The 10,669-nt window shown below is 69.1% G+C and carries 15 protein-coding genes and 1 pseudogene; 5 read left to right on the plus strand and 11 right to left on the minus strand.

Features of this window, described 5'->3' with window-relative positions; all coding sequences use genetic code 11:
* Nucleotides 1-430: 430 nt before the first annotated feature.
* Entirely contained in the window at nucleotides 431-1,204 is a 774-nt protein-coding gene (locus QC385_RS21090) for a hypothetical protein (protein ID WP_279542844.1), read from the plus strand.
* Here the strand turns inward: QC385_RS21090 and QC385_RS44275 are convergent.
* The 4 genes from QC385_RS44275 to QC385_RS21110 all read right to left on the minus strand — a co-directional run bounded on the left by QC385_RS44275 (nucleotide 1,199) and on the right by QC385_RS21110 (nucleotide 3,902).
* Entirely contained in the window at nucleotides 1,199-1,753 is a 555-nt protein-coding gene (locus QC385_RS44275; RefSeq protein WP_443032950.1) for a histidine kinase dimerization/phospho-acceptor domain-containing protein, read from the minus strand. The two genes, QC385_RS21090 and QC385_RS44275, sit on opposite strands and share 6 nt — an antisense overlap.
* Before the next feature lie 357 nt (nucleotides 1,754-2,110).
* Nucleotides 2,111-2,284, minus strand: coding sequence for a hypothetical protein (locus QC385_RS21100; protein ID WP_279542846.1), 174 nt, complete (start codon nucleotides 2,282-2,284; stop codon nucleotides 2,111-2,113).
* A 57-nt stretch (nucleotides 2,285-2,341) separates the two neighbouring features.
* Nucleotides 2,342-2,881: a hypothetical protein gene (locus QC385_RS21105; protein WP_279542847.1), complete on the minus strand. Its 540-nt coding sequence runs from the start codon at nucleotides 2,879-2,881 to the stop codon at nucleotides 2,342-2,344.
* Nucleotides 2,882-2,996: 115 nt separating this feature from the next.
* Nucleotides 2,997-3,902, minus strand: a complete 906-nt coding sequence (locus QC385_RS21110; protein ID WP_279542848.1) for a helix-turn-helix transcriptional regulator — start codon at nucleotides 3,900-3,902, stop codon at nucleotides 2,997-2,999.
* A 102-nt stretch (nucleotides 3,903-4,004) separates the two neighbouring features.
* Between QC385_RS21110 and QC385_RS21115 the strand changes: the two genes are divergently transcribed.
* Both QC385_RS21115 and QC385_RS21120 read left to right on the plus strand, forming a co-directional pair.
* A complete protein-coding gene (locus tag QC385_RS21115) occupies nucleotides 4,005-4,712 on the plus strand; it encodes an SDR family NAD(P)-dependent oxidoreductase (RefSeq protein ID WP_279542849.1) in 708 nt (235 codons plus the stop codon).
* 44 nt (nucleotides 4,713-4,756) lie between these two features.
* A complete protein-coding gene (locus tag QC385_RS21120; RefSeq protein ID WP_279542850.1) occupies nucleotides 4,757-5,356 on the plus strand; it encodes a DsbA family oxidoreductase in 600 nt (199 codons plus the stop codon).
* 20 nt (nucleotides 5,357-5,376) lie between these two features.
* Here QC385_RS21120 and QC385_RS44085 read toward each other — a convergent pair whose 3' ends face one another.
* The 6 genes and pseudogenes from QC385_RS44085 to QC385_RS21150 form a co-directional block, all read right to left on the minus strand.
* The gene (locus QC385_RS44085) at nucleotides 5,377-5,592 is read right to left on the minus strand and encodes a hypothetical protein (RefSeq protein WP_336621314.1); all 216 of its coding nucleotides are present in this window, start codon (nucleotides 5,590-5,592) and stop codon (nucleotides 5,377-5,379) included.
* Between the two features lie 222 nt (nucleotides 5,593-5,814).
* A complete protein-coding gene (locus QC385_RS21130) occupies nucleotides 5,815-6,759 on the minus strand; it encodes a hypothetical protein (RefSeq protein ID WP_279542851.1) in 945 nt (314 codons plus the stop codon).
* Nucleotides 6,756-7,112 carry a PadR family transcriptional regulator gene (locus QC385_RS21135; protein ID WP_189944291.1) on the minus strand — a complete coding sequence of 119 codons (357 nt, stop codon included), beginning with the start codon at nucleotides 7,110-7,112 and terminating at the stop codon, nucleotides 6,756-6,758. Before QC385_RS21135 ends, QC385_RS21130 begins: the two co-directional genes overlap by 4 nt.
* A 205-nt stretch (nucleotides 7,113-7,317) precedes the next feature.
* Nucleotides 7,318-7,470: pseudogene (locus QC385_RS21140) on the minus strand (IS5/IS1182 family transposase); the annotation flags it as partial.
* A gap of 194 nt (nucleotides 7,471-7,664) precedes the next feature.
* Nucleotides 7,665-8,387 carry a hypothetical protein gene (locus QC385_RS21145; RefSeq protein ID WP_279542852.1) on the minus strand — a complete coding sequence of 241 codons (723 nt, stop codon included), beginning with the start codon at nucleotides 8,385-8,387 and terminating at the stop codon, nucleotides 7,665-7,667.
* A 162-nt stretch (nucleotides 8,388-8,549) separates the two neighbouring features.
* On the minus strand, nucleotides 8,550-9,119 hold the full coding sequence (locus tag QC385_RS21150) for a TetR/AcrR family transcriptional regulator (protein WP_279542853.1): 570 nt from the start codon (nucleotides 9,117-9,119) through the stop codon (nucleotides 8,550-8,552).
* A 116-nt stretch (nucleotides 9,120-9,235) separates the two neighbouring features.
* Between QC385_RS21150 and QC385_RS21155 the strand changes: the two genes are divergently transcribed.
* Entirely contained in the window at nucleotides 9,236-9,385 is a 150-nt protein-coding gene (locus QC385_RS21155; protein WP_279542854.1) for a hypothetical protein, read from the plus strand.
* Nucleotides 9,382-9,906, plus strand: a complete 525-nt coding sequence (locus QC385_RS21160) for a hypothetical protein (RefSeq protein WP_279542855.1) — start codon at nucleotides 9,382-9,384, stop codon at nucleotides 9,904-9,906. Before QC385_RS21155 ends, QC385_RS21160 begins: the two co-directional genes overlap by 4 nt.
* Before the next feature lie 121 nt (nucleotides 9,907-10,027).
* On the opposite strand, the gene QC385_RS21165 is transcribed toward QC385_RS21160, so the two are convergent.
* Nucleotides 10,028-10,540, minus strand: coding sequence for a DUF4396 domain-containing protein (locus QC385_RS21165; RefSeq protein WP_279542856.1), 513 nt, complete (start codon nucleotides 10,538-10,540; stop codon nucleotides 10,028-10,030).
* Between the last annotated feature and the right edge of the window lie 129 nt (nucleotides 10,541-10,669).

Below are 10,669 nucleotides of genomic sequence, written 5' to 3' on the forward strand. Positions count from 1 at the left end.
AACCACGCCCGTGCCGGGCGCTCCGGGCTCGTTCGCCCGGATCGGGCTGCCGCCCGGCCAACCGGGCGGCAGGGGGAAGTCAGGACCCGAAGACCGGAGCCCCATTGCGGAGCCGCGAAAAAGGTAACGGGGGGCTTCGATGCTGCTTTGCGATCCGTGGCGCTTACGGGCGTGCGGTTTCGCCGGGAACGGAGCCGTCCAGGTTGCTGTGCGTGAAGCGGGTGTGCGGACTTCGCACGAGCCTTGACGAACGCCGGGGAGCAGCGGCCGTCAGCGGGTGCGCCACAGCGGCTTCTTGATGCCGTCGCTGTCCCTCTCCTTCAGTTATGGTGCGATACGGTTCACTCGCTACTGTTTGGGGTGATTCGATTGATGTCCGTGTCGTCCACCGAATGGATCGGACGCAGGGCATTTCATAGGCTGAGTCGAGGTGACCATGGGCCAAACGGACAGGACTCAGGTTTCGACGCGCATTGTGCGCATCCATCAGGGGATCCCGGTGTCCGGGTTGATGCACCGTGCCCGCCGCAGAATTAATGGCGTGATCGATGTGGTCCGCCTCGGGCTCGACTGTCTGCCCGATGGGCTGTATCAGCCAGTGCCCGGCCTTCCGGTTCGAAAGGCGAAGCGAGCGGTGGGCTGCAGGTCGCGTTGGGTGGCCATGGAGCCGGTCATCGAGCGGCTGGGCGTACAGAGCGCGATGGATGTCGGCGCGAACGTCGGCTATTACCCGATCAAACTGGCCAGCCGTGGAGTGCCGACCGTCGCGGTTGAATCCGTACCGAAGTATGTCCGGACGACGACGACAGCCGTGCGACGCAACCAGCTGGACAACGTCGCAGTGATGGAGCTCGAGCTTCGGCTTGACACTCTCTGCCTCCTGCCGGCGACCGATTGCACACTCATGCTGTCCCTGTGGCATCACCTGGTCCGACAACAGGGCCTGACCACCGCTGCACAGCTGGTGCGGGGAATCTGGGCCCGAACCGGCAAAGTGATGTTCTTCGACAGCGGCGAGAACGAGATGCCAGAGTCGTTCGGTCTTCCGGCCATGCTGCCGACGCCGGACGCCTGGCTCACCGAGTACCTGCGGGAGACCTGTAGCGGGGGGCACGTTGAGCACCTCGGGCGACATCGTGCTTTCGACGCCGCCGGCCTGCCGACCGACCGGGCACTCTTCGCCGTAACACGGCAACCCTCATAGCCGAACTTGCCAGCGCTCCGGGCTGTGCTCAAACCGTGGTGGAGAGGCCGGCAGCCGGGTTCGAGGTGCCGCCTGAGGCCTCCCCCCTCGGTTATCTTCTTCGCGGTTCCGCAATGGGGCCGCTGGCCTCCGGGCCCGGCATGACTGTTGCCCTGTCAGTGGGCCGGTGTCTTCGTCCTTGAGGAGTTCGATGTAGCCGACGATGCTGGTCAGCGGGGTGCGCAGTTCGTGGGAAACCGTGGACAGGAAGTCGCTCTTGGCGCGATCCAGCGCCCGGAGTTCCTCCACGAGGCGGGTTTCGTTCTCGTAGAGCATGGAGGTGTGCAGGGCGCGGGCGACGCCGCCGGCCATGGACTCGGCTGTTTCGATCTCCACGCTCTCCCAGGGGCCAACCGTGCGGCCTCGGCCCGGCTGGGGGCCGTCGCCCAGGGCTTCGAGGTCCAGCGGGAGCCGGTCGGCAAACGCATCACCGCCCGCATCGCCCTGCCCGACGACCCGGGCGGAGACGTCACCGGACGCCGCCCCCCAGTAGGAGGCAGCACTCCCCACTGGCCCCGCTGTCGTGCCTGACGGCTTGCCGTAAAGCGGCGGACTGCAGGGGGCGACGTCGGCAGGGAAAAGATCGGGGCGGGCACGGTGCCGGCATGCAGGGTGGCGCCACCGGACGGAGGCGTCGTCGATCCGTAGCTGCTCGGGGACCGATGTGTGGATGGAGCTCTGCCCGGCCTGAGACGCCGAACATCGGTGGCGAGGCCGTCGCTGCGCCCAACGTGCACGACGAGCAGCTCGCCGTGGCGGACCGGCCGACGCTGCCTTGAGGTGACTGTGTGGCCGACGGCTGTGCAGCCGAACAGGAACGGAACCCGGAGGCCCTGCATGCCGGCGTTCGCCTGGGAGGCTGGGCTTTCAGGGCCTGTAGATCATTTCGATGAGACCGGCCGCGATCAGAGCCCAGGCGGCGAGCCCCATGAGCCACAGCGATTCGGTGAGGACTCCGGCGGTTCCGAGGGCGGCCGTGAGTAGGAACAGGCCGTATTGGATGCGCCGGAGACCGCGGTAGGGGTCGTCGGAGTGCGACATCGCGTCTGTTCCCTTTCGGTCGGCGGTCCGCCGCGCTCCCAGGCGGAGGTGTCGGATTCAGCCGCCGACATGGATACCGGGGCGGCGGTCGGGGTCGGGTTCGTTGCTGCGGATGATCTCGCGGGTGACGGGGGCGGTGTCACCGCGGTCGAGGAGGAAGTAACGGATCATGTGCACCAGGGGGCTGCCTTCGGCCCAGGAGAAGTAGCAGTGTGGCAGCACGCCGGTGGCGTTGCGCAGGGCGAGGAGGATGGCGGCGATGGCGTTGGGGGCGGCCGGTGCCTCGGCGCGCAGGATGCGGTAGCCGTCGACTTCGACGCCGTGGACGGTGAGGGTTTCGCTGAAGTCGGACGGGTCGACCACGTCGATCTCCAGGAAGAGCACGTCAGCGGGGCCCGGGACCGGGTTGGTGCCGCGCTGCTCGCGCTCCTTGGCGGAGTACTCGGCTTCGTCGCCGGCCTGGCGGCGGTTGGCGATGATATTGATGGACTCGTCGTGGGCGAGGGTGTCGGCGATGAACCGGCGGGCGGCCTCGTCGAACACGAGGCGGTCGGCGCGCAGTTCGGTGGTGCGCGAGACGCGGGAGATCAGCGACACGGTGATGATGCCCAGGATGAAGAAGCCGGAGATGGCGATGCCGTCGGGCTTGTCGACGGCCGGTGTGGGAGTTCAACCATGGTGGAGTGGGCTCGGGCTGGCTGAATGGTGGGAGCTATGTGGGCGGGTTAACGCTGTGTCGGAGCTGGGATGGTTCGGTCATCTGCTGGGTGCCGATGACGTCGAGCAGTCCGAGACGGCTGGCGGTGTCGCTGCCCGGCGGGGCGGTGAGGATGACGATGCGCAGGTCGCCGCCGGGTTCGGTGAGGATGTCGCAGTCGAGGTGAAGTGGCCCGACCTCGGGATGGTGGATGGTCTTGGTGTGCAGCATGTGGCCGCTCACCTCGTGGGCCTCCCACAGGGTGGCGAAGCGTGGGCTTGTGCTGCGCAGGTCCGTGACGAGGCGGCGCAGGACCGGGTCCGTGGGGTAGCGGGTGGACGCGGACCGCAGGTCGAAGACCACGGCGGTTTCGAAGCGGGCCTGCTGCACTGGGGTGTGGCGCACCGGGCCGGGCGGGCCGGTGAAGTGCTGCCAGACCAGGTTGCGTTCCCGGTCCGCCAGCGGGGACGGGGCGCCCAGTAGTGCGGCGTGCAGCCGGTTGAAGGCGATGAGGGTCCAGGCCGCGTCGTACACGCCGACGGGAGTGCCCGGCATCTGGTCGAGCAGCCGCTGCACCCCCGGCGTGAGCCGGCCCGGCAGCCGGCTGTCCGTGGGCTCGGGCTGCCCGGCCAGCGCGAACAGATGGGCACGCTCGGCTTCCGACAGGCGAAGCGCCCGCGCCAGAGCACCGAGCACCTGGGCGGAGGGGGATGTCGCCCGGCCCTGCTCCAGGCGGATCACATACTCCGCGGATATCCCTGCCAGCAGGGCCAGTTCCTCGCGGCGTAGCCCGGGCGTCCGGCGGCTTCGCCCCTTCGGCAGCCCAACCGCGGTGGGAGGTACGCGATCGCGCCACCGGCGCAATGCCTTTCCCAGATCGCTCTCCCGCCGGGAAGGCCCGCTGTCGCCCTGTGTGCTCATGGCCCCAGTATCGGCGTCCCGCTCCACACCGTCCTGGTACCGGCGTTACCAGGAACAGCAGTGATCTGTCCGGCCGGCCGCCGGGCGGCGAGGCTGCCGGACATGACGACGACCCTCATCACAGGGGCCAACAAGGGCCTGGGACTGCAGACCGCCCGCCGCCTGACGCGGGCGGGGCACACCGTGTATCTGGGTGCCCGTGACGCCCGCCGTGGCGCTCAGGCCGCCCGGGCGGTCGGCGCCCGCCCGCTGCTCCTCGACGTCACCGACGACGACTCCGTCGCGACGGCCGTCGAGCACGTCCGCGAGCACACCGGGCACCTCGACGTTCTGGTCAACAACGCGGGCGTGGCCGGCCCCATGCGGACGGCCGGCGAGGTCACCGCAGCGGACATGCTCGCGGTCTACGACACCAACGTCTTCGGTGCCGTGCGCGTCACCCAGGCCTTCCTGCCTCTGCTGCACCGAAGTGCGTCGCCGGTCGTGGTCAACGTCAGCAGCGGCCTGGGCTCGCTGGCCGTGGCGGCCGACCCGGCCGCCCATGCCTCGCTCGTCCCGCTGTGGATCTCCTCGCTGCCCTACAACTCCTCCAAGGCCGCGCTGAACATGATCACGGTGCTGTACGCGCGCGCCCTGCCGCGCATGCGGATCAACACCGTCGACCCGGGCCACACCGCCACCGACCTCAACGGCCACACCGGCGCCCAGAGCGTCGAGCAGGGCGCCGACATCATCGTCCGCATGGCTTCGATCGGCCCCGACGGACCGACCGGCGGCTATTACACGGCCGACGGCCCCATGCCCTGGTGACGCTTGAGGCGCCGCATACCACCCGCACCGACAGGAGTCCGGCCATGCACCGTACCCACCGCGTCGAGGCCGTCCTCGACTTCGTCTGCGTCCACTGCCACCTCGGCTTCATCCGCTACCTCCGGGCCGTCCGCCGCTACCGCGCGGACGGCGGCACCGTTGAAACCGTATTGCGTCCTGTCCAGCTCCGTCCCCAGGCATCACCCGTCGGTGAACCGCTGGTCGAGGTCTGGGCGCGCGAGCGCGGTGCGGCCGTGGCGGCCCGGCTCGCCGCCGACACCTCGTTCGGCGCCGAGGACGGCCTCGAACTCGACTTCCGCCGCGCGGTGTTCACCAACACCTTCGACGCGCACCGACTCGCTGCGCAGGCTTCCGCGCAAGGCAAGGGCGAAGAGATGGCCGAGCGACTGTTTCGCGCGTACTTCGCCGACGGCCTGAACATCGCGGACACTGCCGTGCTCGACCGGCTCGCTGCGGAGACGAGCGTCATGACCACCAGTGGCGGTGCGGAAGTACTACAGGTTGAACTCGCTCGCGTCCGCGCACTCGACCTGCCGGTCCCGCCGGTATTCCTCCTCGCTGGCGGCCCTGTGTTGTCCGGGGGGATACGAGAGGACGACATCCTCGCCGCACTGGGCGAGTGACACCATGCCTCGCCTCGGCCTCACGCGAAGCTGCAGGCGTGACAGCGCAGGCAAGTTACGGAATCGGACTGTTGCAGAAGGGAGACCAGCATGAGGGTGACGACCTGGTCGGCGTCGGCCAGGTCGCCCAGCAGATCAGCCTCGATGACGCCCGCGAAGCCCGGCGCGTGGCTGAAGCTGCCGTCGACCGCGTCCGCGACAAGGTGTTCTGCCTGATCGGACGCCAGGTCCGCCAAGCCTGGGCTCCGAGCAGACCATGCGCGGTCTCTACCCCGACAACCGCGTGAGCCTCATCAACCGAGGAGTTCAAGCACACCTGCTTGAACTCCTCGGCGTCGACGAGACACGACCCCGCTGGCTGGGGAATCTAACTCCCTATGTGCGAAGTCTCCGGCTAGCAGGAGGCCCGGCAGAAGCGCCGGGCCGATCCGGGGTGCGGCCCGGGGTCCCGGAGCCAGCTATGCCGCGCTCGGCGGGGTTGACTGGAAGTGGCGTCGGCGCGCGCGGAGGAAGGGCACCGTGCTGCTGAGCAGGATCAGGAGCAGGACAACCACGCCCGCGGGGGTGAGCTGGACCGTCACCTGCAGCGTGGTGGGCAGCACGGCCACCGCCACGCCCGCGACGGTCAACCGGTTACGCGTGCCGAAGAGCAGGGCGATCGCGAGGACCCCGGCCCACAGGACCCCGGCCCACAGCGGGCCGATGACGCTGAGAACGCCCAGCGCAAAGGGGTAGTACATGTCGACGAGCTGCACGCCCGACATCAGGACGGCCGCCAGGGCGGTGGTTCCCATGATCGTGCGGCGTTGTGACAGGGAGGGGCCGAGCAGATCCCTGGGTGCGGCGAGGACGACGGCGCCGGTGAGCAGCGGCACGGCCAGTCGGATCACTGCGATCGAGGGGGTGCCGTGGAAGCCGGAGGAGGCGAACGCGGCCAGCAGGACGTCGGCCAGGCACAGCACCATCGCCGGCACGACCAGTGCACGGGCCACGGTCCAGCGCCCGGTCCAGACAGCCGCGAGCGCCGCCAGCCAGAGCAGCGGCGTGAGGCCCGTGTTGGCCAGGCTCAGCACATTCGGGAGCGAGGACGCCGGCAAGGTCCGGACGCCGGGGGCGAAGAGCCACAGCAGGCCCGCCACGAAGCTACCCGTCGCCACGGCGATAGCCAGCGGGGCCGCCTGCGCAAGGACCTGACCCGCCATCCGGTCGGAGCCCAGGCCGGTGCGCCGCCGCAGGCCATGGCCGGCGACATCGAGCGCCTCGCGCAGCCGACCGAGCGGGCCGGCATCCTGCGTCGCCTCGGCATAGATCGCGGTCAACTCGGTTTCGTGCTCAGCGCGGTAGGCGGCCGGATGAAGGCGCAGCGCCCAGCGGAACGCGAGTGAGCTGTGCTGCTGCGTCATGCCAGGGCCCCCTTTGGGCGGATGGCGTGGGCGCGACGGGCGGCCAGTCGACGCTCCGCCTCGGCGACGACAGCACGCAGCCGCTCCGTCTCAGCGGCCAGCACGTCTCGGCCGGCCTCGGCGAGGGCGTAGACCTTGCGCGCCCGACCGTCCACGACCTCCTCGCGCTCGACCCGGATCAGGCCCTGCTGGACCAGCCGGTCCAGCGCGCCGTAGAGAGTACCGGTGCGCATCCGCACACGGCCCTGGGAGATCGCGTCGATCTCCTGAATCAGTCCATAGCCGTGCCTGGGCTCGTCGGCCAGGGCAGTGAGCAGGAGCAGCGTCGGCTCCTGAAGCGGTCGCTCATTCATGCCGCCTATATATATCAGTGACCGACATATATTGTCGATCGATTCATTGTCTGCCGCCCGGAAGCCCGATCCGCTGCCTGGGGGCCTGGCCGCTGTGGCGGCGGCACGTCAGCGGGCTGAGATCGCCCAGTACCCGATCGCATCGATAGTCGCTGGCCGGCTGCACCTCAGCGCCGGCTTCGTCGACTAGGCGGTTTCGTTTGGATCAGCGGGCGGACCAGAGAAAGACACCCGCGATGTGAAGTCCGGCGAGGTAGATGGTCGCGGTCTTCTCGTAGCAGGTGGCGATGCCGCGCCATTGCTTCAGACGGTTGATGCACCGCTCGACGGTGTTGCGCTGCTTGTATGCCTGGCTATCGGGTGGCAGGCCGCTGCATGATCATTGGCTAGGCCGCTCACTCCTACCCGAGGTCGGCCAGCGCCTGGAGCTTGTCGGCGGTGGGCATGAAGACGCGGCCACCGACGGGGCCGCCGGTCATCAGCGCGGCTACCTGCGGGCATCGATCAACGCCTTCGCCCGTCTGTCGGACAGTTACCTGAGCACCGATCGGTTCAGCCGTCGCGCCGATTGTGCTCGCGTACTCCGGTGATGAGTACTCCGACGGCGAAGATCAGGACGAGAATCAAGAAGGCGATACCGAGGACGTCTTGGAGCCCACTGGCCAGGCCGCTGTATCCCACGTCGACTCCGACAATCACAGAGCACACACCCGCGGCAAGGGCCGCCCAGCCCAGCCAGCCGGCGATCCGGCGACTGGTGAGGATCGCAGTCCCGAAGAGGGCGAGGGTCAGCCCCAGCAGGATGCGGAAGTAGCTCTGGAATCCCCATTCCAGCCAGCGCACGGTCTCGGCGTTGGCAAAGCGGATCGTCTTCTCCGCGCCCGACGCGCTCACCCAGGAGTCCACGGCCTGCTTCAGCCCCACGCCGTCCAGCCCCTGTAGGACAGCCCAGATCGCGGCGGTCGCCACGGCTCCTGCGGCCGCGAGCTGCGCAAGCAGGGAAGGCCCGTTGGCACCGCGCAGAACGCGGTACAGCACGAGCAGGCCGCTCAGCGTCACCAGGACGCCAATGAACTGGCCAAGATGAACGGCGATCCAGGTGCCGCTGTCTGCGTACTCGGTGAAGATCGCAGGATGGTCGTCTTCCTCCCCAGAGGGATGAAGCGTCGCGGTCAAGATGGCATTGAGAAGGAAGCCCCCGAGCATGAGCCCGCCGGCGAGCGTCAGCGCGCGGCTTCGCGAGCTGGCTGTATCCGCCCCTTCGCCAGTGCGCATGTCCGGACCCATGAGCAGACCCCAGTCCTCTCGATGTCACCGACCGACATACTTGAGGATCACCAGATGCAGCCGCTCTCTCAGGACACGCAGCGCCGCCTCACCCGAACGAAGTCTGATCGCGGCCGATTGCACCAGCGCCCAGGGTCACGCTCACCTGAGTCAGGGAGTCGAGCGAAGTCCGTCCAGGGTGACGTCGACGAGGCGGGCCACGGCGGCTTCGGAGGGCAGGCCGGCGGCGGCGGTCAGGGCGTGGAGGCAGTATTGCGCGAGCTCGGCGGCCGGGACGTCGCTTCGCAGGTCGCCTGCTTGCGCGCCCTGGGCGATGAGGTCTTCCACGATGCCCGTCAGGTGTCGTTCGGCGTGGGTGATGTGCTCGCCCTGGTGGAGGAGGGTGGCGAGTTCGCCGCCGTGGCGTTGCCGGGCGATGGCCGCGTACGACCGCAGGACGGCTTCGAGGCGCTCGCTGGCTGTCCCTGCGCGGTCGCGGACTTCCGCCAGGTGCTGGAGGTGTCCGGTGATCTGGCGTTCGTGCCAGGCGAGGAGGACGGCGTCGACGTCGGAGAAGTACTTGTAGAGCGTCGCGCGCCCGATGCCGGTCCGCTCGGCGACCTGGGACATGGTCACCGACCGCAGGCCGGCCGTCTCCACCAGCTGGGCGGTGGCGTCCAGGATGGCCTCGCGCACGGCGTGGCGGTGGGCGTCGATCGTCTCGTTCCACAGCTTGGGCACCCCCAAAGGATACGGACGTCCAGGAGTGGATACACTCCGCCGCAAGAGAGACACTCTGTCTCGCAAAAGCACGGCCGGGGCGGCTGACGCTCCGGATTGAACGTGTGGAGGCCCCCATGGCCAGCTCACCGCCTCGTTCGGATGCCGATGACGACGACGGGCCGCCCCGCTGGGTGAAGGTGTCCGCGGCGGTCGCGGTCGTCCTGGTCGCGGTGTTCGTGATCGTGCACCTGGCCGGCGGCGGGATGCACGGGCACACGCCGTGAGACCGTTCCCGCCACGGCTGCGCAAGCTGACCCTCACCCTCCACGTCACCGCCTCGGTCGGCTGGCTGGGGGCGGTCGCCGCCTTCCTGGCGCTGGCCGTCGCCGGGCTGACCAGCAGCGCGCCCCAGACGGCGCAGGGCGCCTATGTGGCGATGGAGCTGGTGGGGTGGTTGGTGATCGTTCCCCTCAGCATCGCCTCGCTGCTGACCGGCGTGCTCCAGTCGCTGGGCACCGTCTGGGGGCTGCTGCGCCACTACTGGGTCATCGCCAAATTGCTGATCACCGTGCTGGCCACGCTGCTTTTGCTGCTGCACATGCAGCCGGTCGGACACCTCGCCGACGCGGCGGCCCGGGCCACACTCGCGGGCGGCGAGCTGGAAGGCATGCGCATCCAGCTGATCGCCGACGCGGCCGCCGCCCTGCTGGTCCTGCTCGCCGCAGCGGCCCTGTCGGTCTTCAAGCCGCGCGGCGTGACCCGCTACGGGCGCCGCCGGCGCGAGCAGAGCCTCCTGCCGCACTGACTCCAGCCCCGAACCGTGTCGGTCGCCGGACATGGCCAGATGACGCGCTGCAGACAAACGCGCCCGGGCGGCACCCGCAGAGGGTGCCGCCCGGGCGTGCGCTTGCCGTGTGTGAGAGAGGTCAGTGGTAGGCGTGCACGACGGCGTGGCCCTTGCCCCGGCCGATCATCCACTTGTTGACCGGAGTCGTGATCACGAATGCGACGGCGAAGCCGCCGAGCAGCGCGGTCCAGAACAGGGAGTCGGACAGGTGGGCGTCCATCGCGCCGCTGAGGGCGATGACGCCGTTGTCGACGAGTTCCATGATTGCGATGGAGACGGTGTCCGCGGCCAGCGCCACCTTGATGGCGCTCTTGAAGTCCAGGCCCGCTCTGCGGAGGGCGAACAGGGTGAAGGAGTAGCCGAAGAGGAACGCCAGCGCGATTGCCAGGACCATGGTGGGCACGTTGCCCCACAGAAGGGCGGTGCCGATGACCATGCCGAGGATCTCGCCGATCGCGCATCCGGTCAGGCAGTGCAGCGTTGCCTTCGCCGCCGTTCCCCAGGACGCGCCGCCATGCCCGCCGTGGCCACCGTTCGCCTGGTGCGCGGCGTGGTCGTGAGCGGTGCTGGTGTGGTGTGCGGTGTGGTCCATGACCGTCATCCCCATTCCCGTCCAGTGTGGCCCGATCCCGTGTCCCGCACCACAAAGATATACCCCTAGGGGGTATTCCCGCGAGGAGTGGGGGAGCGTGACGAGCAGTGGGGGTGTGTCGGGCCGCGC

The organism is Streptomyces sp. DH10, from assembly GCF_029813805.1.
Taxonomy (GTDB): domain Bacteria; phylum Actinomycetota; class Actinomycetes; order Streptomycetales; family Streptomycetaceae; genus Streptomyces; species Streptomyces coeruleofuscus.

Coding starts and splice junctions, on each gene's coding strand:
- QC385_RS21130 (WP_279542851.1), bottom strand. CDS start 6,759: ATGACGCAGCAGCACAGCTCACTCGCGTTCCGCTGGGCGCTGCGCCTT.
- QC385_RS21110 (WP_279542848.1), bottom strand. CDS start 3,902: ATGAGCACACAGGGCGACAGCGGGCCTTCCCGGCGGGAGAGCGATCTG.
- QC385_RS21145 (WP_279542852.1), bottom strand. CDS start 8,387: ATGCGCACTGGCGAAGGGGCGGATACAGCCAGCTCGCGAAGCCGCGCG.
- QC385_RS21120 (WP_279542850.1), top strand. CDS start 4,757: ATGCACCGTACCCACCGCGTCGAGGCCGTCCTCGACTTCGTCTGCGTC.
- QC385_RS21115 (WP_279542849.1), top strand. CDS start 4,005: ATGACGACGACCCTCATCACAGGGGCCAACAAGGGCCTGGGACTGCAG.
- QC385_RS21165 (WP_279542856.1), bottom strand. CDS start 10,540: ATGGACCACACCGCACACCACACCAGCACCGCTCACGACCACGCCGCG.
- QC385_RS21135 (WP_189944291.1), bottom strand. CDS start 7,112: ATGAATGAGCGACCGCTTCAGGAGCCGACGCTGCTCCTGCTCACTGCC.
- QC385_RS21155 (WP_279542854.1), top strand. CDS start 9,236: ATGGCCAGCTCACCGCCTCGTTCGGATGCCGATGACGACGACGGGCCG.
- QC385_RS21100 (WP_279542846.1), bottom strand. CDS start 2,284: ATGTCGCACTCCGACGACCCCTACCGCGGTCTCCGGCGCATCCAATAC.